The organism is Thermogemmatispora carboxidivorans, assembly GCF_000702505.1.
Taxonomy (GTDB): Bacteria; Chloroflexota; Ktedonobacteria; order Ktedonobacterales; family Ktedonobacteraceae; genus Thermogemmatispora; species Thermogemmatispora carboxidivorans.
This window is the reverse complement of sequence record NZ_JNIM01000001.1, coordinates 924,960-951,288: the sequence shown is the minus strand read 5'-3', so window position 1 is coordinate 951,288 and position 26,329 is coordinate 924,960. Positions and strand designations below refer to the sequence as shown.

Here is a 26,329-nt window from a genome sequence, read left to right as displayed (position 1 = left end):
CCAGAACCGCTTGTCTGAACTGGGCAGGCGGGGGCGCCAGCGGGCACACCCAGCCGAGCCAGCGTAGCCAAAGTCTTCCTTACATGCAGGTAAGCACCGTCTTGAGCATACCTGACCTGGCTCTCCAGGCCGCTACGTCCCGGCTGACGCTGAATGGGAAGGTGGGCCTCCTCGCTCTGAGTACGCTCCCCGCCGCTAATGCTCCTACTACTGGATGCTATAGTGGTTCTTGTGATAGTACACCATGCCCTTGCCGATCACCTTGACCGGCTGCAGCTCCTTCAGCATGATCGGCTCGCCGCACTTCGCGCAAATGCGGTCCGTCAGATGGTTGACCTCTTCACGATTGGCTAGCGATGCGCGCGCTGTCTTGGACAGCTCACCCTTACGCGGCATACACGCTACCCCCTTTCATCTGTGAATAACTGGTTTCGCTCTAGTGGCAGTGATGGCTTGCGTTCTGCACGACGCTCACTTCCCAGGCGGAAGCGTCTTCCTGCCATTCGCCGGGTTCGCTCCGCCGTTCCACCACCCAGGCAGGCAGGCAAGCAGGCTGGCTAACTACTGCACGGCACAGAAGAAAAAGACCTGTGTCCCGCCTGCTTTCGCCACAGTATACCATAGGAGAGCGCAGGCTGTCCAATCAGTGACTACTGAGGAGATGAGGGGTTGGCCTCTGGCTCGCTGCTGACGGCGGTGAGGGCCTGACAGATGAGGTCAGCAGCCTGCTCGAAGGAGAAGAGGCCAGTATTGATGAGTAAGTGGTAGAGGCCAGGCTGCTGGCCATCGCTTCCATAGTAGCGGCGCAGGTAGGCAGCATATTCATAATCACGTTGCTCAATCAGCTCGCGCGCCCGACGCTGATCAACGCGCAGCGCGCTCATGACGCGCGCAATACGCTGCGGCAGCGGAGCAAAGACAGCAACATGGAGCGTGCGCGGAGCATGTTGTAGCAAGAACTGGGAGCCACGACCAACAATGATGACGTTCCCCTGCGTAGCCATTTCCAGAATGACTTTCTGGGTCAGGTGCAGATAGGCAACCTCATCATACTGCTGCAGGGGACGACCGGCCTGACCAAGCAAGCCAGCGTAATTGAGAGTGAAGGGCTGGCTGGCACGTACAGCCTCAAGGATCTGGGCAGCCACGCCAGCGGTATACTCATCAAGGCGCCTTGCCTCACGGACATCTACGCCCAGGCGCCGGGCCACCTCGATAATAATCTGGCGATCCAGATAGCGCAGCGCCGTGCGACGGGCCACCAGACGCCCTACTTCGCTGCCACCACTGCCGAGCTGACGGGCGATGGTGATCACCACCGTTCCCTGGGGAGGAATCCCTGACGGCAGTTCCTCACTCCAGGCTCGTTCTTCCAGCAGGCGCGTCGGGCTTCCCCTCCCTTCGGGACGGGCGGAGCGCTCTCCCATTTCGTCCGCTGCCTGCTCGCGGACCTGCCCCTCGTTCTCGCTGTTCATAGCCGGCTCCTTGAGTTACTGACCGCCTCGACTGCCCAGCTGGCAGGTCCACCCGTCGGTCAACGGGCGCTGGCTGATCACCACGAAGCGGAACTGCTTGCTGCTCGCCTGCAACCTTCCCCTCCCTCATGGTATACTGAGGTCAGCGCCAGACGCAAGGTCAATCCTATCTAGAGGAGAGCTATCCTGCTCTGGCGCCCTCCCCACAGTCGCCTGCCTGACGCTCCCTTAAAGAGGGCCTTGCCATTCTTTGCTCGCTTGTCGAGGCCAGCCCTTTTCTTCTAAGATAATAGATAAACGATAAAGAGCAAGCATTTATGCAACTGAGCTTTCTACATCTTAGACAGAGTAGACATAGATCGTCGAATTCCTATTCTCTTGCCAGGAGACCCCATGCGCACGCTCAATCTGCATCAGCTCGCTACGTTCCAGGTGGTCGCCAAGCATTGTAGCTTTGTCCGGGCCGCCGAGGAACTCCATTTTAGCCAGCCTGCGGTTTCGGCGCAGATCCGCCAGCTTGAGGAGAACCTGGGCGTTAAGCTCTTCGACCAGATCGGGCGCAAGACCCATCTTACACAGGCCGGCGAGGAGCTGTATCTCTACAGCCAGAAGATTTTCTCTGTCATCGAGGAGGCCCTGGAGGTCATTGAGTCCTTGCGGAGCCCACACTATGGGCGGCTCAGCGTGGCCGCCGATACCACCGTTGGCTCCTATGTCATTCCGCGCCTGCTCGGCAGGTTTCACCAGATGTATCCCGAGGTAGAGATTACTTTGAATGTGCTTAACCGGGCGGCGGTGGTAGAGGCTCTGGCCAATAACCGCATCGATATTGCGGTGGTTGGACGGGTGCCCGATGACATTCCAGTGGTCATTGAGCCTTTCGCTTTTAACGAGCTGGTGCTGGTGGCCGCCCCCACGCATCGCCTGGCGGGACGCAGCAAGGTCCCATTTGAGGAGGTGACGCGCGAGACTTTCCTGCTGCGCGAGGTCGGTTCGGGCACACGCGCAGCTCTGGAGGGCCTCTTCCAGGAGGCCGGAGTCCCGCTGAAGATGGCGATGCAGGTAGGCAACAACAGCGCCATTAAGCAGGGCGTAACCGCAGGTCTGGGAATCGCTCTGATCTCGCGGGTGGCCATCGATATGGAGCTGGAGACAGGCCGCCTGGTCATTCTCGATGTCGAGGGCTTTCCGATTATTCGCCAGTGGCGTATCGTGCATCTGAAGGACAAAAATCTTTCCGCCACAGCGAGAGCTTTTAAGCTCTTTCTCCTGCAACACGCTGATAAGCGACTCCGCAAGCAGGAACCTCCGCACTCCTAGCACCGACAGCAACCGCTGCCACCTGGCTGAGCGCCCGCATCCACTACCTGCCACAAGGCACGGGTTCTGGCTCGGCTGCAAAGGAGTAGTCACCCTGTTGGACGAGACCCGAGTGAGTAAGCAAAGGAGGTTTCGATGGAGATGCCATCACACCCCGATGAGGAGCTGCGTCTGCTAGTCGCCGAGGTCAGGCGCTTTGTGGAGCGCTCGGTGCTGCCGGTTGCTCAGCAGCTGGAGCATGAGGACCGTTATCCGAGCGAGCTGGTCGAAGAGCTACGCCACCTCGGCCTCTTCGCAGCCACTATTCCCGAGCGCTATGGCGGTCTGGGGCTGGACCTGCTGACCTATGTCCAGCTCATCGAGGAGCTGGCACGCGGCTGGATGAGCCTGGCCGGGGTGGTCAATACGCATGTCCTGGTGGCTGCTCTGATCGCTCAGTACGGTACCGAAGAGCAGCGCCAGCACTTTCTGCCAGCGATGGCCGAGGGCAGGCGCCGGGGCGCTCTCTGCCTCTCAGAAGCTGAGGCTGGTAGCGATGTCCAGGCTATTCGGATGACAGCGGTGCGCGACGGGGAGTTCTATGTGCTCAATGGGGCCAAGCTCTGGGTGACCAACGGGGTCCATGCCCGCATTCTGGCCGTGCTGGCCCGCACTGATCCCCAGGCTCAGCCACCTTACCGCGGCATGAGCCTCTTTCTGGTTGAAAAGGAGACTCCGGGCCTCCATGTGGGCCGCACTTTCGCGAAATTAGGCTATAAGGGCGTGGATACGGCTGAGCTGGTCTTTGAGGAGGTACGCGTGCCAGTGGCTAATCTGCTCGGCGGCGTTGAGGGCCAGGGCTTCAAACAGGCAATGAGTGGCCTGGAGATCGGACGACTCAACGTGGCCGCTCGCGCTGTGGGCCTGGCTCGCGCCGCCTTTGAGGACTCCATCCGCTATGCCCAGCAACGCCGTACCTTCGGCCAGCCGATCGCCGAGCATCAGGCCATTCAGCTGAAGTTGGCCGAGATGTATACGGAGATCGAGGCCGCCCGGCTATTGCTCCATGAGGCAGCCCGCAAGAAGGCCGCCGGTGGGCGCTGCGATCTCGAAACGGGGATGGCCAAGCTCTTCGCCACGGAGATGTGTCAGCGCGTGACGCTGGAGGCACTGCGCATCCACGGCGGCTTTGGCTACATCAGGGAGTTCAATGTCGAGCGCTATTATCGCGATGCTCCTTTTATGCTGATCGGCGAAGGCACAAGCGAGATTCAGCGCCTGATCATCGCCCGCCAGCTCCTTCAACGCTATGCGCTCGACAGGTAACCGTTCGGGCTAGTATCGAGAAGGAGAGTCTATCATGTCATTCGGTCGCTGCTACGAAGATTTTGAGGTTGGGGATGTCTATAAGCATTGGCCGGGGCGCACCATCACCGAGTATGATGACACGCTTTTTTGCATGTTAACGATGAATCACCATCCCTTACACATCGATGCCAACTATGCCGCCTACACGCAGCACAAGCAGCGTCTGGTTGTGGGCGCACTGGTTTTCAGCATCGCGCTCGGCATGTCGGTGCCCGATGTCAGCGGGAAGGCCATCGCCAATCTTGAATTTGAGGAAGTCAAGCACCTGGCCCCAACCTTCCACGGCGATACGATCTATGCTGAGTCGCGCGTGCTCGATAAGCGGCTCTCGACCAGTAAGCCGGACCGTGGCATTGTCACTGTCGAGACAGTAGCCTACAACCAGCGTGGGGAAAAGGTTCTGTCATACCGGAGGCGCGTGCTGGTCCCCACGCGGGCCCTGGATGAGGAGCTGCAGCGCCAGATACACGCCCGCATTGAGCAAGGGCGCGACGGAACCAGTCTGTAGGCCAATCCTGCCCCCGGTAGGCGCTCCGAGCAGGTCCTGCAGTGGAGGTCACTCAAGAGTCAGGCAGGCGTCGGTCCGCCCCTCCTGGCGCCGGCGAGGCAAGCCACGCCTGCCATCCCCTGCTGGCCACTCAGAGGCCCAGCAGGTCAGCACGGGCGATGAGCCGCCGCGCGTTGCGCACAACGGCCACGTCGATCATACGCCCTTCGACTTCAATGGCTCCCTGCCCCTGACGCTGAGCCTCCTCATAGAGCGCCACCAGCCGACGCGCCTGAGCTACCTGCTCGGATGGGGGCGCGAAGACCTCGTTGGCAATGGGGATCTGCTCAGGATGAATAGCCCATTTGCCACTGAAGCCCAGGACGCTCGCCCGCAGGCATTCGCGTCGGTAACCATCAAGATTGCGGATGTCGATATAGGGACCATCAACAGCCTCAATACCCGCCGCCCGCGCCGCGACAACAATCTTGTTGCGCGCATAGTGCCAGAGATCGCCAGGATAGGCATCCAGGTCGTTGCCAATGTACTTCAGATCGATGCCCTGGGAAGCCGCATAGTCGGCAGGACCAAAGATCAGGGCTTCCAGGCGCCTACTCGCGCGGGCGATCTTTTCAACATTGATCAGGGCCTCAGTCTCCTCAATCAAGACTTCCAGTCCAATGGGCCGCGTCAGCTTGCAGCGCTTCTCGATTTGGGTGAGCAAGCGATCAACCCACCAGACGTCACGCGCTCGCTTGACTTTGGGAACGATCAGGATGTCGAGATGTTCCCCAGCCTCTTCGACAAGCGCCACAATGTCGCGATAGGCATGCTCGCTTTCAAGATCATTGATGCGCACCGCCCGGGTCTTGTTTCCCCAGTCCAGCGAGCGCAGGGCCTCGATGGCCTGCTCCCGCGCTTTCTCCTTCTCGGCGGGGGAGACGGAATCTTCTAGATCCAACATGACCAGATCGGCCTGGCTGGCCGCCGCCTTTTGTAGCATGCGCGCATTGCTGGCCGGTGTCGACAGTTCGCTGCGTCTCAGACGCACCGTGCTCATGATAGCTGTGTCCTCTCCTTTGCTCACCTGCTGTGCAGAAAGCAGCCGGCGCCACAAGGGCGAGACCAGAGCCTTTCTCGTCTCTCTGACCTCCCCTTTATCATACACCATCCTTCCCCTATCTCTATTCTATGGGCCTGACATGACAGGTGGCCAGCCCGATCAGCCTCCTGACGGCGAGAAAGGGCCGGCAGCAGGCTCCCCCGAAGAAAGGCAGTAATAATCAGTGCTGGCTCCTGCCCGGCAGGTATGTTGGTCGTTGCTGGGCTGGTCACTCACTCACTGACTCACGAGGACAGGAAGCAGGCGGCAGAGCTGTGCCTAGGCAAGATCGTAAGCCCCAGTGCAGCGGCGCAGGAAGACAGAGAGCTTGCTCAGACAACGGGCCAGAACGCCAGGTCGATAGCGCGCGATCCCCAGACGACTCAGGTCCAGAGCTTCTAGTTCCTCTACCAGGGCAAAGGCCGAGGGATAGCGCTGCTCAGGGTCCAGGGCCAAAGCTCGCAAGAGGATATCCTCAATGGCGAGTGGGAGATGAACATTCAGCAAATGAGGAGGAATCAGGGCCAGGCCCTCGGGCACGGGCAACGGCTCCAAGGGATCAGGAACCTCTGCCCCCATCTCTTCGCAATCGAGGATCTCCGCTAACTGGCGATGCGTCGCGGTAATAGGCGCGTAATGCGTGCAAAGCAGGTAGAGAAGCGCCCCCAGCGAATAAACATCCGAGCGCTCGTCACATTGACCTGAAAAGACCTCGGGGGCCACAAATGGATTGGCCGCCGAGGGGGCAGGCGACGGAAAGAGCTGACGGTAATGCTCGAAGGCGAGTTGGGGAGTGCCGACGGTCGCTTGCCAGAAGACCGGCGGCGGCGGCCAGGAGACGAGCAACGTCGGCGACCAGGGGGCCCGCCCATCAGCATCGATCAGCACGGTGGCCGGATCAAGATCCCCAAGCACGCAACCCAGGCGATGTAGACGCGCCACCAGACGGGCAAGCTGAATACTCCAGGAGAGCGCAACCTCCAGATCAAGCCAGGCCGGCCAGCGCCCATCGGCTAGCAGCAGATCGGACAGGGTCATGACCTCTAGCTCACGCGCCTGCCGCAAACCAACCAGCTGCTGCACAAGATAGTGTCGGTCACCTTCTACCCGCAGACGGTCACCCGCCTCGGGCAGGCGCGGCGAGGCCAGCAGCGTGAAAGAGGCAAATTCTTCATAGGCCGCACGCTCAATCTGCATGCGCTCGCGAGCACTCAGCCCCCCAAGCAGCAGCTCGCGCACCGCTACCAGCGGCTCCGGCTCCTCACTGTACTGGATGCGCTCCCACCTGCCCGAGAGACGCCTGGCAAGGTAGAGATGGACACGCGGACGCTCATGCAGCAGGCGGATCAGACGATAGCGCCCGCCAAGGATGATCGAGCCTTCCGGCAGCGCCGCCCCACGCAGCTCCCGTTCTTCTCCATCCCACGCGCTCCCTCTCGTCTGCGCTTCGTTCATGAGCTGACTATCTGCCTTTCTTCTTCTCCTTATTATTATACCCTTTTTATTGTATATGACGAATATCCAGGAAGAGCTTAACAGAGCGATGTGCCATCTGGTAGTGCTACCTTTATATCATTATACTTCTGCACAGGTGGAAAATTCCCCTCGTTGTTCCAATCATACCAGTCCGCTTTGTCTGAGAGGAAACTGAGGTGAGGAGCATAAGGAACGGTTGTCCGAATGACTAACTTGAAGGGCGGGTTGACTTTTCGACTTTGATTGCGTACGATTATAGCATACCAGTCAGCAGTGGGCGTGTCAGTTGCCGGGTCCAGCAACAGTACAGACTGAGAGACGCGCCAGTTCAGCCTAATCGGGCCAGTTGCGTGCAAAGGGTGCACGCGCGGATGGTCTCGGCCAAGGTCAACAGCGAGCAAGTAAGTAAGTAAGTGAGCCAGCCGGTGAGGTGGGTGCTGCTTCATCCATTACCTCATGCCTGTGTGCTGGCTCTTGCTATCAGGTTCGCACCAACCATGCCGACTATGTCCGTCAGGTTTTCCATCCAATCGTCTCCCAACGCGCCGCGGGGATCGTATCACCTGTTTCAAAGGAGTGACAGCTTATGGTTACCCGTACTGAGAAGAGACGCTGGCCTCTTCTCTTGCTCATCATCCCCTTCATCGCCACCCTGCTGCCCTTTCTCTACAACTCCTATCAGCCGGAGTTCATCGGCATCCCGTTCTTCTACTGGTATCAGCTGCTCTGGACCATTCTCGGCGCGCTGGTCACTGCCATTGTTTACTGGCTGAGAGGCTGAGCCAGCAAAGCAAGCGGCCCTGAGAACAGCGTTGTTCGAGCATCTGCGCAACGGATTGCCGCATTGCACCGTGATGCAATGCCTGCCGAGAAAGGAAAGACTGCAATGGTCAATGTCGTTGCTTTAAGCGTCTTCATCGTATTTTTCATTCTTGTCACCGTGCTGGGCTTCGTTGCCGCTCGCTGGCGTCGCGGTGATCTGAGCCTGTTGAACGAGTGGGGGCTGGCTGGTCGACGCTTCGGTACCGTGATTACCTGGTTCCTCCTGGGCGGCGACCTCTATACGGCCTACACCTTCGTTGCTGTGCCGGGCCTTATGTTCAACAGCGGGGCCACCGGCTTCTTCGCTGTTCCCTACACGATTGTGGCCTATCCCCTGGTTTATTTGTTGATGCCGCGCTTCTGGAGCGTCGCCAAGAAGCACGGCTATATCACCGCTTCGGACTTTGTCCGCGATCGCTTCGGGAGCAGCACCCTTGCTCTGGTGGTGGCTTTCACTGGCATTCTGGCCACGATGCCTTACATCGCCCTCCAGATGTTCGGCATCGAGGTCTCGATCGCTCAGATGGGGGTTCCAGTTGAGGCCGCTCTGATTATCGCTTTCCTCATTCTGGCCGCTTACACGTATACCAGCGGCTTGCGCGCGCCTGCGATGATCGCTCTGGTCAAGGATTTGATGATCTTTACGGTGATGATCGTGGCGATCATTGTGGTTCCGATTAAGTTAGGCGGCTTCGGCAATATCTTCGCCGCGGCCCATGCGAAGCATGTGAACGCCATTGCTCAGGGCACGACCTTCCGCGATTTGCTGATGACTCCCCAGGCCCAGATGGCTTATGCCTCCCTGGCTCTCGGCTCAGCCCTTGCTCTCTTCCTCTATCCTCACGCGATGACGGGGGTGCTCAGCAGTAGCAGTCGCCAGGTGGTAAAGCGCAATGCGGCGCTGTTGCCCCTTTATTCGCTGATGCTGGGCCTGCTGGCTCTGCTCGGCTATATGGCCATCGCCGCCGGGACCGGGGTGACAAGCCAGCCTGCCTTCCAGAGCTATAAGGCCAATGGGGCCGTGCCTTCGCTCGTGAGCTGGGCTTTCCCCGATTGGTTTGCGGGCTTCGCTTTCGCCGCTATCTCGATCGGCGCTTTGGTCCCTGCCGCAGTGATGTCGATTGCCGCGGCTAACCTCTTTACGCGCAATATCTATAAGGAGTACTTCCGCCCGAATTGCTCGGACCGCGAGGAGTCGACGGTGGCAAAGGTGGTTTCACTGGTGGTGAAGTTCGGCGCCTTGCTCTTTATCCTGCTTGTGCCGGCCACCGATATTATCAATTTCCAGCTCCTGGGCGGGGTCTGGATTATTCAGACGCTGCCCCCGGTCTTCCTGGGTCTCTATACCAACTGGATGCACCGCTGGGCGATGATTATCGGCTGGGTCGGCGGCATGGTGACTGGCACCTGGATGGCAGTGGCCAATAACTTCGCCTCCTCGGTCTTTACGATCTCTCTCGGGAATGTGAAGATCGCCGCCTATATCGCCGTCTATTCGCTGCTGGTCAATCTGGTCTTGACGCTGATCCTGACCCCGGTCTTCCGGGCCTTGGGGGTTCCTTCGGGGAAGGACAATACGCAGCCTGCCGATTATGAGGAGGAGGGGCTGACTGCTCTGCCCAAGGAGCCACTGATGGAGGAGCTGGCCTGAGTCCTGTCGGTTGGACTTGCTCTCTCGTCCGCTCCCTGCCTTACCTGGCGCACGCTGGCTGACTGGCTGACCGCCCTGGCCCAGATGAGGCCCAACGGACGGCAAAGACGAAGGCGCGATTGGAGCTTTGGAACGAACGAAGAGAGACGGGCCTTCTTCACCTTCATGGGTGGGGGATACTCGTCTCTCTTCGCCTTGTCCGGTTTACTCGTTTATTCTCCAGCAAGCTGATTAGTCGTCTTCTGTTGATACGCTTACCTGCTCCACGCGCTGCAGCACTTCCTGCCAGGCCTGGAGCCGTGGCGAACGGGCGACCAGGCTCTCCCTCTCTTGGGGCAACCCGGCGTTCTCTACTGCCCGCTCTAGCAGATCGCTAAGGGTCAGGTAATATTCGACCAGTACGCGCTGGCCGCTGATGTGATCGACCGTCTCCTCTAAGAGGGCTGCGGCTTCAGTGTAGGCCTGGAGCCGATGGGTGGCTTCCTCCAGATCTTGACGAGCCCGCTCCTGCCGACGCGCCTGTTGCTCTAGTTGACGCCGGCGTGGACGTGACTCTCTTTCCTGGGCCAGAGCCTGCTCTTGCAGGCGCAGCGCCGCCTCACCCACGGCTCGTCTGGCTTCCTCTTGCCGAAGCGCCAGCCAGGCCCTGACTGCGTGCAGCCGCACAAGAAAGCTGGCTCCCTCTGGGAGGCGCAGCTCATCTGAGGCGAGCAGCTCATCGCTTCCTCGCTCCTCTTGCTCCTGTTCTTGTCGTTCGTATTCGTCCGGGGAATGCATCAGGAGAAGAGCACCTGCGCTTTCTTGCCGAGATGTAGCGAAAGCGTGGAGAGATCGAGTTGCTGATTGGTAGGAAAATCAAGGTAGCCCGTTTGCTTCTGGCCCGGCAGGACCACGGGAGGAATGGTGATGAGCTGGGGGGCTATCTGGGTGCCATCGGGCAGCACCAGGCGCGCCAGGGCCTGGTAGTCGATCCCGACTGGCGATTCGCCGGGATTCTGAGCGTCCAGATAGACCCGAATGACATAGTTGCTCTGGTGCTTCTGATCATCAGAGTAGCTGCCTGCTTCACCAACCCGGGTCACGGTCAGGTTGACCCCGCTGTAGGAGAAGGAGCGATTTAATTCGATGGAGGCCACCGGATTCTTCTGCGCCGGGGTGGGGGTAAGCGCCGTCAGCCCATCGTTGCTATTGCCTCCAGCTCGCGGTAAGTGGCTATAGGCCATGAGACCAACCAGGACGATCAGCATCACTAGCACCACAATGCCCAGTGTGATCCACAGCTCACGCCGCTGCGGATACCCCTCTTCCTTGAAATCATCAGACATCTTGACGATGGTACTCCTGACTGCGAGAGTTAGATCAACCGGTTCATATTATAGCAAAGATCCGACAGGCGGGTCAGGCGGCCTCCCGCTGGGGGTGAGGGACAGGTCACCTGGCAATTTTGCTGCTCCTGGTCACCCGACGGCCATCGCTGCCAGGTGACCAGGAGCACATCGGCTCACCACGGAGGGGAAACGCCGGTGAGTCGTCGATAGGCTAGATCAGCCCAATAGCCAATATGGCTATGAGGCCGAGAGGAAATTTTGCGTGCCGAAGGAGCCTCCCAGGACAGTATGCGCCGAGGCCCCCATCCAGCGCTCTAAGACGGTGGCATAGACCGAGCGGAAGTCAAGCGTGTATTTCAGATTCCCATTGTCGTCCAGATTGGTCAGCGATGGCGGCTCCCCAAAAATGCCGCGATTGACAGCAGTGCCGACGACGAACATGGGGGCCGCCGTCCCATGATCGGTTCCCAGACTGCCATTTTCCTCAACACGTCGTCCAAATTCGGACCAGGTCATGACCACTACTTGATCAGCTTTGCCATGCAAGGCGAGGTCCGTGTAGAAGGCATAGAGGCCGTCGGAAAGAGTTTTGACAAGCTGGGCATGGGTCTCCTGCTGGTTAGCATGGGTGTCGAAGCCACCCAGAGTGATGTAGCCGACACGCAGGCCCAGATCGTTGACGATGACTTCCGCGAGAATCTTGAGTCCCTCGGCAAAAGGACCCTGGGGATAGCTCACGGCAGGCTTGTAGGTGTTGGCCACTTGCCGCAGGCGCCGCGCACCCTCCTGGGCGTCCAGGGCGGTCGCCTCCAGCAGCACGGCGTAAGGCGCAGTACGCGGATAGGAATTGTAGAGTTTGAGCAGAGCCTGCAGGCGCGAGGCTCCGCCATCGTGATCGGCTGGGTCGGCGTTGAGACGGTAAGAGCTGAGGCTGGCGAGCGTCGGAACCTGGGTGGTGAGCGATGAAAGGGCAAGTGCGGTCTGACTACCGATCTCTAACGCCTTGAAAGGGTGACCTTCTTGATCGACAAGGCCGGCCACGAGCTTCCCTAGCCAGCCTTCGCGACCGTTACCGCTGAGATCAAGGGTCTGCCAGATGTCCATCGCCTGGAAGTGCGAGAGACTTTGATTGGGATAGCCGACTCCCTCGATGACGGCCAGGCGCCCGGCCTCCCAGAGCTTTTTGAAGCCTGCCATTTCAGGATGCAGGCCCAGCCGCTGATCCAATGGCAGTACTTGGGCCTCTTTGATAGCCAGCGTGGGGCGCATCTGGTAGTAGCGGGTGTCTGTATAAGGGATGACGGTGTTGAGACCATCGTTGCCACCGGCTAGCTGCACGACGATCAGGGTGCGCTCGCTGGCCGCCTGGGCCACTGGCGCCCCTTCCCGGGCCTGTGCGCGCGCCGAGAGCACGGCGCGGCTAAAGACAGAGGGCATAACCATGCCCGCGCTCACAACGAGCATGCCATCTTTGATAAGAGTGCGACGAGACAGTGCCATTGCTCCCTCCCAGTTCAATCAGGCTCCCCCATAGAGCACGACTGTGGGCCTCCGGGTCGCCTGCTTCTTTCCATCTTCGTTTGATTAGTCGAGCTGATACTCCGGCGAGGCCAGGAGGAGATAGAGAGCACCCCGCACACGACTGAGCGGGTAGGCCCGGCCATTGGCAAAGGTGACGCTCTCCTGCCGCCCTGGCGCTGGCGAAGTGAGATAGCTGACGAGCAAGGCCCGCCGGTCGTCGGCTAGCTGGCCGTCAAGCAGGAAGGCGGCGAAGTAGTCGACGAAGGCCTCGGGTGAGGCCAGCCGGTTTTTCTCAATCAGCGATTGCAGATCGAGTGGACCCACCGTAGCGCGCCCCAGGCCACGACGCAGGAGCAGATCAACGTAATTGAGGCGCGTCATCCAGGTGCCGCTATTGAGCCAGAAAGCGCTGACCTTGTCACCAGGCCAGCCGCCAACGTTGGGAGGATCGAACACTGTCTGGCCCATGAGCGTGGTGAACTGCGGCAGAAGGCTGCCATCGTCCTGGAGGCCTAAAGCTCGATAGGCCCCAACGGCGAATTCAACCGGCGACTTGAGTCGGCTACGGTAGGCTTTGGCCGAGGCAAACTGCGGAGAGAGCAGGAGCGCACGCATGACCGCCCCAATACTATGGTTGCTGCGCTGATAAGCAGTGACGAGCGGCTGGAGGTCCTCCTCACTCGGGCTCTCGTAGACAAAGAAGCTGAAGAGCTTGCGCGCGAGAAACCAGGGAGTGGCCGGATGGTCGGCGAGGATCGCGATGACGTCGCGATAATCCAGGTTTCCGCTGTGCCCCAGAAAATGCTTGATACGCTCACTGTGACTGTCAGGATTGTAATAAGAGGAGAAGCCCCGAACATGCCAGCCGCTCAGGGCCGCCGCTCCTTCGGTAACATCCTGTTGGGTGTAATGACCCAGCCCGATGGTGAATAGTTCCATCAGCTCGCGTGCATAGTTTTCATTGGGGGCGTTGCGCGTGCTCTTGGTGAGATCGAGATAGAAGAGCATAGCAGGGTCACTGGTGATCCCCAGCAGGATATTGTCAAAGGTATCGAAGGCGTGCTCGCGCAAAAACTGGTTCTGGATAACCATGCGACGATAGAAGCGCGGACCGCCGACTTTGCGAAAGCTGCTGGTAAGCACCCCATGCCAGAAGAGGGTCATTTTTTCCAAGAGCGGACGCTGCGTCCAGGCCATGCGCAACAGCCACCACCGCTGCTGATCTTGTGGTCGATCGAGATTGAGATTGAGGGCCGCCAGACGCTGCTCCATCTCATCGTCGGGGACTTGTTGGTAGCTCAGGAGACGATCAACCGCCGCGGCGAAGCCAAGATTGCGATAGAGCGCAAGCTCTGCGGGTCCAGCGCCAAAGCCCGCACGCCGCAGCAAGTGACCGATGAGCTGCTGGTCGGCCTGAGAGCCAGCTGCGTGGCTCTGCTGCCAGAGCTGTTCCAGGACGATGCCTCCAGTCACCAGGCCCGCTGCCCCCAGGCCGACCCCCGCCAGCCCAAGGAGGCGTCGCCGGGGCAGCCGCGTTGAGGCTGACTCTGAGGTTGAGGAAGACGCTCTCGACTCCGCTTCTCTCTGCTCCTCCGGGTGGGGCCAGGTCGGTGCCTCATAGCTTGCTGCTTCTTCCATACGCCAGGTCGCTCCCGTGCATCCTCTCTACAAAACAGGGAAACTGTTTTCTGGACTATAGCAGTCATACTAGCAGAGAAAGCTCAAGATCTCCTCAAGAAGAGCTATATGTTTGCTGAAGATGGCCCCCGAAAGGAATCTGGCCCGGTCCGTCACCGTGCAAAACTATCAATCGTTCAAGAAAGTTGGAAGCTGTGCCTCTCGCTATCCAGGAAGGCCCTGCCCTCGGGGCCTTCCTTCATGCAGGCAAGCTACCACTTGCCAGCGCCATAGCAGCATCAACTGTGATAGATGGGTAGCAAGTATAGGGATGAGAAATGTAGAATTGCCACTTGAACAGAAAACGGCGGGAATAGATGTCGTCGCTCAACAGGAGTTGAAGGAGGCAATCCTTCCACAGGCGCCAGCGAGGCCGCACAGGAATCAGCGGCTTCTCCCGCTGGCCGTTTTTGGGGGAATGGTCCTGGCCATTGTACTGCTGGATGCCGTGCTCCCGCTCAGCGGCCTCTGGTTCAACGATGTGCTGCTCTCACGGGCCGGCACCTGGTCGCTCCTACCGACACAGGCACTCTTTCCTAGCTGGAGCATTATTCCGCTCCAGCCAGTACCTACCGACCCGGCGATTCCTTCGCCCCCAGTGGCCTGGCTTGAGGTCATCCTGTTCCTGGCAGTCCTGACGGCCCTCTTTCTCCTTTATCTCTACGCTCTGGCCAGGCTGCCTGCCCTTATCTCCCGTCAGTATGTCATACTCTCAACAGTAGCCCTTGGTCTGCTCTTCGCGCTTATTCCCGTTGTCACTTCGCCAGATCTTTTTTCTTACCTGATCTATGCGCGAATGGGCGTTATCTATCACCTTAATCCTCTCACTACGCTTCCAACCCAAATTCAATATGATGCAACTTACCCTTATCTCTACTGGATCGATCAACCCTCGGCTTATGGGCCAACCTGGGCGGCCATCACCTGTTTCTTACAGTGGCTGGCACTGCCGCTAGCTGGGGCCAATAATCTGGTTCTTCCCTTGTTATTGCTGCGCCTGCTTGGCCTGGTCACGCACCTGGGTTCGACCCTTCTGATCTGGTCTATCAGCGGTTACTTACAACCAGCCCGAGATGAGGACCAGCACGGGCTGAGCCGGCGCGTCCTGGCAACATTGGCCTTCGCCTGGAATCCGCTTCTGCTTTTTGAGGCAGCGGTCAACGCCCACAACGATAGCACTCTACTCTTCCTCATCTTGCTAGCTCTCTGGCTTCTTGTGCGTGGAAGGCCGGTGCTCCTCCTCTACTCGCTAGTGACCGTGCTCCTCGCGCTGGCAGCCTGCCTGAAGATTAATACGGTGCTGCTCTTTCCAGGGCTACTGTTGCTGCTGTGGGGTCGGGGCTTACCGCTGCGTCAAATCGCCTTCTGTCTGGGACTCTATCTCGGCTGTATCGTCCTGCTCTATGCCCCTTTCTGGGATGGTGGCGCCGTTCTCGATGTCTTGCGCGTCAACCCCTCAGCCTCGCGCAATATTAACACGCTCGCCGAGTTTCTTGGTCAATTCTACAATGCGCTCATCGTCTCACACTTCGAGATGACAATCCCAATTATCGGCTCGCCTGGCGAGCGCCTCACCCATACGCTGAGCATGGGTCTCTTCGCCCTCTGCTACCTCTGGCTCTGCTGGCAGGCCCTACGCCACTCCTGGCGCATCAGGACCGCGGGCGGTCTGATTCAGTGGCTAGCATTGGTCTGGTTGCTCTATTGCCTTGTTGGTACGCCCTGGTTCTGGCCCTGGTACCTGGTCACCTTCTTCGGTCTCTATGCCCTGCTAGAGGCGAGCGGTGAGAGCAGGCGCTGGCCATTGACTCTCGTACGCTGGCGTGGGCTGGCCATGCTCCGGCGGCCTCTCCCTTTCCGTCTGCTCAGCCTGACGATGCTGATGCTCTACTGCACCTATGCCTGGGCCTTGCATGGTGCTTTTGTGCCCTTCCTTCCTGGCTTCAAGCTGGCCTATCTGCGCGGCCCTTGCGCCTGGCTTCTGCCGCTCTTCCTGGTCTGGCTGGTCGATCGCCTCTCTAGCCGCACTCGTCTTGGCCTCAGCTCGCAAGCGACTGGACGCCTAAACTTTCCTCCCGCTGCCCTACTCATCCAGCGCCTCTCACAGCCCTCTCGCCTCCTGCTCCAAACTGGCCCCACCGAGCAGCGAGAGGAGCGACAGTCAGCTTCATCAATGGAATGAGCCGAAAAAAGCGCTGCAAGAGAGGGATGAAGATGGGGATCTCCTGACCTATCGGAGGAGCATATCACGCTAGCTTGTTATCTGGCAGAGGCGCAGCCTGAGCGGTAGTGGCAAGAGCCTGAACCAGGCTCTTGCCACCTGGCGGGGAGAAAGAACGTTACACCTCTCTCCCCCGCCGTCCTTCTTTCGCTTCCGCAAGAGGCTAGCGAGCCTGGTGGCTCTGGCTGGCCTCAGACGGTTAGGCGGCGAATGACATCGAGCAGGTCACGCACGTGAAAGGGCTTGACAATGACCTGCTGCACATCTAAAGCGGCAGCAGTGGTCAAGCCGGTTCCGGCGGTGATGACCACAATTTGAGGGAAAGGATAAGCCGGCTCCCACTGGGAACGCAGGCGCTGCAAGAAGGTCTCCCCATCCATACCCGGCATAGCGAGGTCGAGCAGGATCACAGAGGGATAGCGTCCCTCGCGCACTGCATTATCGACCCAGGCCAGTGCCTCCTGACCTTCAGCGGCCTCCGCTGGCTCATAGCCATCCAGCTCCAGCGCCCAGGCTACCATGTCGCGAATGGCCGGATTATCATCGACAACCAGCACAATCGGGTGATGGCCTTCACCCCGATCACAATCATCGTCCATTGCCTCTTGTCTTCCCCTTCCCATAGAGCACAACCAATAAATCACCTCTACCAACCACGAGCGCGAGCTGGCAGACTCGCCGTCCATCGAAGGCGGGAGCGTGCCAGCAGCCTCCTCCGAAGGTCTTCCCGAGACAAGCCACGTACCTACCGTCTGCACCTCAAGCCCAGCATGCCGGCTCCCCTGACCTGCACTTAGCTCCTCTGCCCAAGAGGAGGGATCACTTGCCCGCCCTGTCTACTCACAGAGCCGGAATTGAGGAGCGCAGGAAAGTGCTAATGCTATCAAGGAAAGCCTGCGGCTGCTCCAAATTGGAGAGATGCGCCGCCCGAGGAATCACCTGCAGCTGGGCCTGCGGAATGCGCGCCGCGTATTCCTGGGCCAGCGAGGGCGGCGAAAGCTGATCCAGCTCGCCCACAACGACCAGCACCGGGCAGCGAATGGTAGGCAAGAGATCACGGGCATCGGCACGCTGAGCCATACCACGTGAGGCGGCAGCTATGCCCCGTGGCGTTGCCGCCGCGATCAAGCGACGCACCTGAGCTTCGACCTCGGGTCGCTGACGGCGCGTTTCTTCCGAGAGGAGGCGCGGAATCTGCAGATCGGCCACCGCCTCCACGCCCTGGGTTTCAGCCAGACGCGCCAACTGCTCGCGATTGGCCTTCCCCTCCTCGCTGTCAGGTTCAGGTCGTGTATCGGCCAGAATCAGGCCCCGGACACGCTGCGGATACTTGCGCAGAAAGGCAAAGGCCACATAGCCCCCCATCGACAGGCCGCAGAGCACAGCCCCATCCATGCCCAACCAGTCCATCAGGGCTGCTACATCGTCGGCCAGCGTCTCCATCGCGAGAATCTCACGATCAATCTCGCTCTCGCCGAAGCCGCGCCAATCGAGGGCGACCAGGCGATAGCGGCCTTCCCGCAGGAGTCCCTCCATCTCGCTCTGCCACATGCGGCGATTCAGTGGGAAAGCGTGCAGAAAGAGCACAGGCAGACCCGCACCATGATCGTCATAGGCGATTTGGACGCCATTGAGCCGTGCTTTCATGAGCAGCTTCCCCTCCTCAGTTGAAGTTTGGCAAGCGCCACAGACGCACAGCCACTGCTGGCGCCAGCTCCGTGCTTGAGCCAGCGCCAGCAGAACCAGCCTCGCAAGGCAATTCCAGCCTCCACCGGCCCGCTCACCCTAGAGCCTCCTCGGCCTGCTCGTGAGCGTGATAGGAGCTGCGCACAAAGGGGCCGGACTCCACGTGACGGAAGCCCATTTTCTGCCCTTCCTCTTTGAGCGCGGCAAACTCCTCCAGCGGGACATAGCGCTGGATCGGCAGATGCTGGAACGAGGGACGCAGGTACTGGCCAATGGTGAGGATATCCACGTCATGGGCACGCAAATCGCGCATGACCTCCAGCACCTCGTCCCAGGTCTCGCCAAGGCCGAGCATGAAGCCGGACTTGGTGGGGGCCTCCGGATTCAGCTCCTTGGCCCATTTGAGCACCTGCAGCGAGCGCCGGTAGAGCGCCTGGGGCCGTACACGACGGTAAAGGCGCGGAACCGTCTCCACGTTGTGGTTGAAGACATCGGGTTTGGCGTCCATCACCACCTTGAGCGCTTCGTAGTCTCCCTTGAAATCGGGCGTGAGCACCTCCACCTTGCAGCCGGGATTGAGGCGCCGAATCCAGCGAATGGTCGCGGCAAAGATAGAAGCCCCGCCGTCCTTCAACTCGTCGCGATTGACCGAGGTCACTACGGCATAACGCAGCCCCATCTGTCGTACGGCCTCCGCTACCCGCTTCGGCTCTTCCCAGTCTACACCCAGGGGACGCCCTGTCTCAACAGCACAGAAGCCACAGCTGCGCGTGCAGATGCGCCCCAGAATCATGAAGGTGGCAGTGCCATGCCCCCAGCATTCACGGATGTTGGGACAGCGCGCCTCCTCGCAGACTGTGTGCAGCGCTTTGCTGCGCATGAGCCGCTTGATCTCTTCATAGCCCTCTCCCTCGGGCGGGCGCACACGTAGCCACAAGGGACGGCGCTCAGGGATAATGGTCGCCATGATCGTTCCTCTACTTCCTCTCTTGGCTTGGCTTCGGCTTCGGCTTCGCTCTCGTATCGCTCGCTTTGCTGACTGCCTGGCCCTGGCCAGGTCTGGCCTGATCCATTTGACCTGGCCGCGTACCGCCAGATCAGCGGGACCACCAGGCTGCCGCTTTGGCTGCCTCCTCTACCTTCGCCCCACCAGGGCGTCTTTAATAGACATCGATCTCCGGCCCGTAGCTCTGCAGCTTGGCCCGCACAGCCTGCAGAAAGGTGGCAGCCCCGGCCCCATCGAGGATGCGATGGTCAAAGGAGAGACAGAGATACATCATGGAGCGAATGGCAATGGCATCGTCCTCTGTCACTACCGGGCGCTTGACCACGGCATCCATGCTGAGAATAGCCGCATGGGGCTGATTGATAATCGGTACCGATAGTATTGTACCAAAGGTACCCGGATTATTAACCACGAAAGTGCTCCCTTGCAGGTCCTGCACCGTCAGACGGTTACTGCGCGCCCGCTGCGCTACTTCATTGAGACGCCGCGCCAGGCCAGCAATGGTATATTGGTCGGCATCGTGAATGGTAGGCACCACCAGGCCGCTATCGGTAGCAACCGCCACCCCAAGATGGATGCGCTTCTTGACAACGATTCGGTTCTCCTCGGTCCAGCTAGAGTTGATCAGCGGCACTTTTCGAATACCTTCACAGACCGCTTTCATGACGAAGGGCACGTAGCTGATACTGTAGCCCTCGCGCCGCTTGAATTCCTCTTTGTTGCGCTCTAGCCAGCGCGCAATGGCGGTCATATCGACCTCGACAACGGTGGTGGCATGGGGTGCTGTCCGTTTGCTACGCACCATGTGCTCAGCGATGGCCAGGCGCATGCGATCGGGGACGATGACTTCCTCATCGGGGCCGACAGCCACTGGCTCCGGTCCCCTGGCAGCGCCTGCTGCCGTGCTCACCACAGTGGTGGGGGCAGGCTTGGGCTGGGCAGTCACAGCCGCGGCAGGTGTCTGAACCGTCTGCGCGCCGAGCTGACGCTGTTCCAGATAAGCCAGGATGTCTTCTTTGCGCACCCGTCCACCGACGCCCGTGCCCTTGATTTCGTTCAGGTCAAGACCATGCTCGCGAGCGAGGCGACGCGCCAGGGGCGAGATGCGCTGACGTTCGCCAGGCTGCTGACCATCGTGTGGCTCCGCCGTCACGGCCTCAGCCGCTACCGAGAGGGCCGAGGTGCCACGTTGCACTGCAGCAGCAGAAGTCACCTGCTCACCTACGGGCGCCGGCTGAGCAGCGGCTACGCTACCACTTTCGCTCTGACCAGCCCTCGCTTCCTCTGCGACCTCTGCCCTCGCCCCCTCCTCCTCAATGAGAGCGATGGCGGTCCCAACTGGGACCGTCTGATCAGCTGGCACCAGGATTTTCACCAACCGACCAGCCACAGGCGAAGGAAGTTCAGCATTGACCTTGTCGGTCACTACCTCGGCCAGAGCCTCATCCTTTTCCACATAATCGCCTTCATGCTTGAGCCAGGCAGCGACAGTTCCTTCCGCAACTGACTCGCCGAGACGGGGGAATTTCACCGGCGTTGGCATAGTCCACTCCTCGCAAACAATTACTCCATTGGTTTCCTTTCAGAGGCGAGCGAATTGCTCCCCCTTTCTCCTTTTACGCCTCCCCGGCCTCACGAACTCACTCACCGCTCACTGCGTCACCTGTTAGCTCCCAAGGGCGAAGAACGGATCTCCTCGGGCTAGTAGGCGGCGAGCTGGCGGGCAACGGCCACAATGCGCTCGACGCCAGGCAAATAGGCCATCTCCAGAGGAGGGGCATAGGGATAGGGAGCATCGGGAGCGGCTACCCGCATAATTGGGCCGTCGAGATAGTCAAACAGCTCCTCGGCCAGCAGGGCTGCCAGCTCGGCCCCCACACCCCCGGTCAGCGTATCCTCATGGACAATCAGTACCTTATTGGTGCGCATGACCGACTCCTTAATGGTCTGGCGATCGAGAGGGGTCAGGCTGCGCAAATCGACCACTTCGACCGCCAGGCCATCCTCAGACGCAAGCTGCTCGGCAGCCTTGAGGCACTGATGAACCATTGCCCCATAGGTCAGCATCGTCATATGGCGACCGTGACGGCGGATAATGGCCTTCCCCAGCGGCACAATGTAGTCTTCACTGGGTAGCTCTTCGCGCAGCTCGGGCAGGCGATAGAGCAGCTTATGCTCCAGATACAGGACAGGATTGTTATCGCGGATCGCCGCCTTCAGGAGGCCCTTGGCATCATAGGTGGTGGCCGGCATTACTACCTTGATCCCGGGCGTGTGGAAGAACCAGGCTTCCGGACTGGCCGAATGAAACGGACCACCATGCGTGCCGCCGCCCGCAGGACCACGGATCACCAGCGGCAAAGGGATACCAGAGCGCCAGTACATCTTACAGGCCATATTGACAATTTGATCGAAGCCGCAGGTGATAAAATCGATATACTGCATTTCAGCGATCGGGCGCATTCCCATCAGGGCGGCCCCCACCGCCGAGCCAATGATCGCCGTCTCAGACATTGGCGTATCGATCACCCGCTCCGGGCCGAACTCCTCCAGGAAGCCGGCGCTCACCTTGAAGGCCCCGCCATAGGTGGCCACATCCTCGCCAAGGAGAAAGACCGACTCGTCACGCCGCATCTCCTCGCGAATCGCCTGGCTGATCGCTTCCAGATAGGTTACCGCAGTCATAACTGAGTAACAGCCTCCTCTACCTGACTCATCGTGCAGAAAGGCCTTCCGGTGCGCGTATCCAGCGCATTGACATAGCGCGGATCGGCTGCCCCCGGCTCGCCAACGATAGCGATCGGGCCATCGGGAGCAAAGACATAGTCGGCCACGGTCGCCGGATCGGGTGGGGGACTGGCCTCGGCAAAGGCCACGGCGTCATCGACCACGGCCCGCACTCGGGCCTCGATCTCCCGGCGGCGCTCTGCGCTCAGCAGTCCCTGAGCTGTTAAATAGTCTTCAAAGCGCTTGATCGGGTCCCTGGCGAGCCACTCCTCGCGCAGAGCTGGCGGCACATAGTCGGCCTTATCAGCCTCGGAGTGGCCCCGGACACGGAACGTACGGCACTCGACGAGCGTCGGCCCCCGGCCACCGCGCGCATGAGCCACCGCCCGCCCGACAGCCTCCATCACCGCCAGCACGTCATTGCCATCGACACTCTCGCCGGGCATACCATAGGCCCCCGCCCGCTGCGCAAGCTGCTCGATGGCAAACTGCTTGGCGTTCGGCGTCGAATAGGCATAGCCATTGTTCTCGATCAGAAAGACGACAGGCAACCGCTGCACAGCAGCAAAATTGAGGGCCTCGTGAAAGGCTCCGGTACTGGTCGCCCCATCGCCACAGCTGGCCAGCACCACCGTCGAACGGCGGCGCATCTTCATGACGAGGGCGACACCGCAGGCTACCGGCAGCGACTCGCCCAGCATACTGATCATTGGGACGACCCCATGATGCATATCGCCAATGTGCAATTGGCCGTCACGTCCCAGCGTCGGAGCATTGCCGCGTGCCAACCACTGGCACATCACAGCGCGTGGCGAGACTCCCCGTACCAGATGCATGCCCAGATCCCGGTGCTGCGGTACAATGCAGTCCCCATCGCGCAGCGTCATCGCCGCCCCGACGGTCGTCGCCTCATGACCCTGCGCCGTATAGACTCCGCCGACAATCCGCCCCTGGAGAAAGAGCGTGCGCGTACGATCCTCCATTGCGCGGGTGAGGCGCATATAATAATAGATCTGCAACAGCAGGTCAGCCCGCTCCGCTTCGTTCATGATCTTCTGGGATACTCCTCCGCATCGTGATCGCCTGATCCCTGCCTGACGAGGGAGTGAGCGTCTGTCTGTATGGCCGACAACGGGCATCTCCAACGACCAGCATCTAGCCTGGCTCCACCAGAAACGGTTTCGCCATCCTTCCCACCGCTGGACAGCGGCAGGCAGCTCGTCTGCTTATCTGGCCGTGGTGATGGACGCGCCTGCCCCCCATAAGTGTACCACAAAGCGCTCCGCTGCGAGAATAGACGGCTCAGGTCCCCCGTCGCCTCGCTCGCTCTTGCTCCTCAAACGCGCGAATTTCCTGACGCAAACGGCGAATGCGCTCCCGATAGACATCTTCCGGCTGGCGCAGATAGCCGTTTTTTTGGCTGTCGCCCATGCTCACATGCCACTTGCGAAAGGCCAGGCCGATCTCCGCTTGATAGAGAGCCTTGACCCGCAGCCAATGCCTGAAACCGTAATGCCAGAGGGCCTGACGCTCCTGGTGCGTGCGCTGAAAGGAGTGCTGCAACAGGGCATACTCGTCGACCGTGACCACGCCATTGCTCACTTCGGAAGCCAGAAACTCGCGGATGATGGCCGCCTCCTGGGCTAGCGAGCGGATCAGTAGATAGAGGAGCATCATCTGGACAAGGAAAGGGGGAATATAGTCACAGATGATTGCCACCAGCGCTAACATGGCCACGTGCGTATTGCCAGGATTCGCTTGAACCTCCACGCCAGCCTGAATGTCCACAAAATCGAAAAAGCTGTGCAGCATGACGGCCATGATGTAGCCTAGCAAGGGAGTGATCACCTGTTGCCAGCGTGAGCGCGTGTGGCGCGTGTAGCCCAGCATCGCACCAAAACAGGCGGTAAAGGTCGGATGCCCCAACCAGCCCAGGACAACACGGTAGATAATGAGAAAGACCAGCGAGTTGCGATAACCACTGGCGAAATAGCTGAAATTCTCTACCAGGGCAAAGCCGGCCCCGATCATGGCCGAGTAGACAATGCCGTCTGTGATGTTGTCAAACTGGTCGCGCAGGACCAGGAAGAGCAGGAGCAGGCCCAGCCCCTTGACGGTCTCTTCAGTGACACCGGCATTGAGAGCCTGCAAGGCCGAGCGCAGCACCGTACTCGTGCCCGGCTCCAAGAGGTTGAGCAGCACACTATCGATCAGACGCTCAATAAAGAAGGCGGTGGGAATGGCTATCACCATCCCCCAGAGAAAGGTAGCCAGGCGAAGATACCACGGTTCTCTCTCGAACCGGTCGATAAAGTTGACAAGCAGGAGGGTCGCGAGAGCGGGAATGAGCGGAATGGTGAGAGCCGCCAATAGACTGGAAGCGCCATTCTGCGTCAGGGCATTGATGCCGATGAAACTGTTGAGGATGAGGGTCATAAGGGCACAGATGGCAAGGATGCTGAGTCCAACGCCGGCCATGAGCCAGCGCATACGCCTCCCCAGGCGCGGCGAGAGGGCAAATTGCATGGTAATGCCTGCCCCAAGCAGGTCCTCCTCTTCACTCTCCTCCTCGGCCCAAGGACCGAAGGCCGTCATTCCTCCCTCGCCCGGCGGCAGGGTGGGCGGAATAGAAGGACCTGGCCCAGGTAGGACTCTCTGGGACGATACGCTCGGCAGCAGCTGCGTAACCTGCTCAGCAAAGTGGGTGTCTATTTGCTCCGCCCGCTCTTCGCTCCCTCCAATGCACGCCACATGGGGAGCCAGGAATTGGAGCATCGTGCTACCTAAGACGATGATATCCTGAGAACGCAGGGGGAAAGGTACATGCGAGGGAATGGCTTGCCCGTTGACCCGAATCACGTTGTGGGGCGTCAGGTTGATAATGTACCAGCAACCATCGCTATCGAGCACTACCCGCGCATGCTCGCGCGAGACTGCAAGATCCATCAGGACAACGTCGTTGCTGAGAGCCCGCCCTATACTGGTCTCTCGCCTCGTCAGTACATGCACTAGCTGCTCATCAGGCAACCAGGCGGCAGGAGAGCGCGTACGTACGGCCCAACCCCGCGCCGTCGGGGGTTGAAGCTGGGGCATGCACACCACCCGTAGCACACCATAGCTCTGGCTCATTGTCCATACGTTCCTGGGGCAATAGCTGTGTTGATCGTCAGTACGCGCTCTGTATGTTTTGCCCACGTACTACGCCTTGGATGGGCCGCGCACTCCGCTCAGGCCGCGTCGCTGCTATATAATGGTAGCATAGAAAGCACAGGGAGAGTAAGGCCACCTGGTCGCCAGGATGACACTCCCGCCACGCACAGACGACGAACCGAGAGCGGCGTCAGGGCTTACATTCTGTAAAGCGCTTTCCTCCCTACAGAGGGCGCACTCGCCCCATGCCCATAGGCGTTTTGTACCCTACACCAGAGTAGAAAGCCAGATAGGCAAGAAGCCAGAGCTGCTGCCGTACCGTCAGAGCAGGCCCTGCCGCCGATGCCGCCGACGATGACCCAGATGCCGGTGGTGGATCAGGCCCGCGGAGGCGATAGACGCATCGTCCGATAAAGCCCGACTGAACATGCGTAGAGAAATGCACCTGATGCGGTCGCAGATCATAGTCGTCGATGATCACACCATCGTCAAGAATATACTCTTCGATCAGCTCAGGCTGAACCAGCGCGGCCAGCTCGCGCGTTTCCGGCTCCTGAGCAACCAGCTCTTGCCAGCGCTTGGCCAGTCCAGGGAAAAGGTAGCGCGGCAACGGAAGAAGGGCATAATAGTTGCCATAGACTTTGTTGCGTGTATTGATCCAGTTAAAGGTTGTGAGCGAATCAAATTCTAAAGTCATGCGTTCGCAGCGTGCGGGCTGCAACAAGGCCGCTTGCGCAGCAAGCTCACGAAAGGTGGTAAAACCCGTCCAGCGTGCAGGGTCGTCAGGGCTGGCAATGACCTCTTCCAGCAAAAAGACCTGCCGCCCAATCTGCATGAAAGGCGAATGGCGCAGATTTCCACTAAAGTGATTGAATTGGATCAGAGCCTTGTAGAAATGCGGGAACAGCTCACCGAGCAGCAAGGTAATGCGGATGATATAGGTCTTCTCTGGGCTGAGCGGGAGGTGTCGATTGTTGCGCTCCGCCTCTCTGACCTGGACCGGCGGCAGCGGAAATTGCAGACTGGAGCAGGTGAAGAGGCGACGCTTGTTTCCTTCGTGGAGGCGTGCAGAGACATCGGGGGCTGCACCACGCAGCCATTCGAGCCAGGCCCCATGCACCAGTTCTCCCGAAAATGGCATTAAGGTCCCTGGCTGCAATGGCCGCAATCGCAGATGCAGAGCATAAAGATCAGCTTTGAAGCTGCTCGGCGATACGAGAGCTGTGGTTTCCATGCTCGCCCCTTCCGAGAACTCTCATATGTAGATGTACCATAGGTTAATGGTTGCAACTGCCACAACTGTATGTTAGCATAAAATATGTATAACCTCTTG

Annotated in this window: 22 protein-coding genes; 6 read left to right on the top strand and 16 right to left on the bottom strand. The window is 59.7% G+C overall.

Translation table 11 applies throughout. The annotated features are described in order from the left end of the window. Positions 1-207 precede the first annotated feature (207 nt). Together N688_RS03680 and N688_RS03675 are read right to left on the bottom strand one after the other, a co-directional pair. Positions 208-396, bottom strand: a complete 189-nt coding sequence (locus N688_RS03680; protein WP_052888023.1) for a hypothetical protein — start codon at positions 394-396, stop codon at positions 208-210. Between the two features lie 254 nt (positions 397-650). Then, entirely contained in the window at positions 651-1,475 is an 825-nt protein-coding gene (locus N688_RS03675) for a cytidylate kinase-like family protein (protein WP_052888022.1), read from the bottom strand. Between the two features lie 393 nt (positions 1,476-1,868). Between N688_RS03675 and N688_RS03670 the strand changes: the two genes are divergently transcribed. From N688_RS03670 to N688_RS03660, 3 genes are all read left to right on the top strand, one after another. Next, a complete protein-coding gene (locus N688_RS03670; protein ID WP_052888021.1) occupies positions 1,869-2,795 on the top strand; it encodes a LysR family transcriptional regulator in 927 nt (308 codons plus the stop codon). Positions 2,796-2,930: 135 nt separating this feature from the next. After that, positions 2,931-4,100: an acyl-CoA dehydrogenase family protein gene (locus N688_RS03665; RefSeq protein ID WP_052888020.1), complete on the top strand. Its 1,170-nt coding sequence runs from the start codon at positions 2,931-2,933 to the stop codon at positions 4,098-4,100. Between the two features lie 34 nt (positions 4,101-4,134). Beyond that, a complete protein-coding gene (locus N688_RS03660) occupies positions 4,135-4,650 on the top strand; it encodes a MaoC family dehydratase (RefSeq protein ID WP_052888019.1) in 516 nt (171 codons plus the stop codon). Between the two features lie 130 nt (positions 4,651-4,780). On the opposite strand, the gene N688_RS03655 is transcribed toward N688_RS03660, so the two are convergent. Both N688_RS03655 and N688_RS03650 read right to left on the bottom strand, forming a co-directional pair. Then, positions 4,781-5,689 carry an HpcH/HpaI aldolase/citrate lyase family protein gene (locus tag N688_RS03655; protein ID WP_052891354.1) on the bottom strand — a complete coding sequence of 303 codons (909 nt, stop codon included), beginning with the start codon at positions 5,687-5,689 and terminating at the stop codon, positions 4,781-4,783. A 321-nt stretch (positions 5,690-6,010) separates the two neighbouring features. Continuing rightward, positions 6,011-7,186: a protein kinase family protein gene (locus tag N688_RS03650; RefSeq protein WP_052888018.1), complete on the bottom strand. Its 1,176-nt coding sequence runs from the start codon at positions 7,184-7,186 to the stop codon at positions 6,011-6,013. Positions 7,187-7,793: 607 nt separating this feature from the next. Here N688_RS03650 and N688_RS03645 point away from each other — a divergent pair. After that, positions 7,794-7,988: a DUF3311 domain-containing protein gene (locus tag N688_RS03645; protein WP_052888017.1), complete on the top strand. Its 195-nt coding sequence runs from the start codon at positions 7,794-7,796 to the stop codon at positions 7,986-7,988. Between the two features lie 105 nt (positions 7,989-8,093). After that, positions 8,094-9,680 (top strand): monocarboxylate uptake permease MctP, encoded by a 1,587-nt coding sequence (mctP, locus tag N688_RS03640; RefSeq protein ID WP_052888016.1) that lies wholly within the window; start codon positions 8,094-8,096, stop codon positions 9,678-9,680. 231 nt (positions 9,681-9,911) lie between these two features. Here mctP and N688_RS03635 read toward each other — a convergent pair whose 3' ends face one another. The 4 genes from N688_RS03635 to N688_RS03620 all read right to left on the bottom strand — a co-directional run bounded on the left by N688_RS03635 (position 9,912) and on the right by N688_RS03620 (position 14,167). Next, positions 9,912-10,457, bottom strand: a complete 546-nt coding sequence (locus N688_RS03635; RefSeq protein WP_052888015.1) for a hypothetical protein — start codon at positions 10,455-10,457, stop codon at positions 9,912-9,914. Then, positions 10,457-11,005, bottom strand: a complete 549-nt coding sequence (locus N688_RS03630) for a hypothetical protein (RefSeq protein ID WP_052888014.1) — start codon at positions 11,003-11,005, stop codon at positions 10,457-10,459. The genes N688_RS03635 and N688_RS03630 overlap by 1 nt, the downstream gene beginning before the upstream one ends. A gap of 240 nt (positions 11,006-11,245) precedes the next feature. Next, entirely contained in the window at positions 11,246-12,508 is a 1,263-nt protein-coding gene (locus N688_RS03625; RefSeq protein WP_052888013.1) for a DUF1501 domain-containing protein, read from the bottom strand. A gap of 84 nt (positions 12,509-12,592) precedes the next feature. After that, positions 12,593-14,167, bottom strand: a complete 1,575-nt coding sequence (locus N688_RS03620; RefSeq protein WP_052888012.1) for a DUF1800 domain-containing protein — start codon at positions 14,165-14,167, stop codon at positions 12,593-12,595. A 310-nt stretch (positions 14,168-14,477) separates the two neighbouring features. Between N688_RS03620 and N688_RS03615 the strand changes: the two genes are divergently transcribed. Continuing rightward, a complete protein-coding gene (locus N688_RS03615) occupies positions 14,478-16,388 on the top strand; it encodes an MptA/MptB family glycosyltransferase (RefSeq protein WP_156025276.1) in 1,911 nt (636 codons plus the stop codon). 230 nt (positions 16,389-16,618) lie between these two features. Here N688_RS03615 and N688_RS03610 read toward each other — a convergent pair whose 3' ends face one another. The 8 genes from N688_RS03610 to cas6 form a co-directional block, all read right to left on the bottom strand. Beyond that, positions 16,619-17,026: a response regulator gene (locus tag N688_RS03610; protein WP_052888010.1), complete on the bottom strand. Its 408-nt coding sequence runs from the start codon at positions 17,024-17,026 to the stop codon at positions 16,619-16,621. A gap of 241 nt (positions 17,027-17,267) precedes the next feature. Continuing rightward, positions 17,268-18,074 (bottom strand): alpha/beta fold hydrolase, encoded by an 807-nt coding sequence (locus N688_RS03605; protein ID WP_052888009.1) that lies wholly within the window; start codon positions 18,072-18,074, stop codon positions 17,268-17,270. A gap of 133 nt (positions 18,075-18,207) precedes the next feature. After that, positions 18,208-19,080, bottom strand: coding sequence for a lipoyl synthase (gene lipA, locus N688_RS03600; RefSeq protein WP_052888008.1), 873 nt, complete (start codon positions 19,078-19,080; stop codon positions 18,208-18,210). Between the two features lie 193 nt (positions 19,081-19,273). After that, positions 19,274-20,662: a dihydrolipoamide acetyltransferase family protein gene (locus N688_RS03595; RefSeq protein WP_052888007.1), complete on the bottom strand. Its 1,389-nt coding sequence runs from the start codon at positions 20,660-20,662 to the stop codon at positions 19,274-19,276. A gap of 158 nt (positions 20,663-20,820) precedes the next feature. After that, entirely contained in the window at positions 20,821-21,804 is a 984-nt protein-coding gene (locus N688_RS03590) for an alpha-ketoacid dehydrogenase subunit beta (RefSeq protein ID WP_052888006.1), read from the bottom strand. Continuing rightward, positions 21,801-22,895, bottom strand: coding sequence for a thiamine pyrophosphate-dependent dehydrogenase E1 component subunit alpha (locus N688_RS03585; protein WP_081838477.1), 1,095 nt, complete (start codon positions 22,893-22,895; stop codon positions 21,801-21,803). Before N688_RS03585 ends, N688_RS03590 begins: the two co-directional genes overlap by 4 nt. 253 nt (positions 22,896-23,148) lie before the next feature. Then, a complete protein-coding gene (locus tag N688_RS03580; RefSeq protein ID WP_052888005.1) occupies positions 23,149-24,975 on the bottom strand; it encodes a PrsW family glutamic-type intramembrane protease in 1,827 nt (608 codons plus the stop codon). Positions 24,976-25,219: 244 nt separating this feature from the next. After that, positions 25,220-26,230 (bottom strand): CRISPR system precrRNA processing endoribonuclease RAMP protein Cas6, encoded by a 1,011-nt coding sequence (cas6, locus tag N688_RS03575; protein WP_052888004.1) that lies wholly within the window; start codon positions 26,228-26,230, stop codon positions 25,220-25,222. Positions 26,231-26,329: the final 99 nt, after the last annotated feature.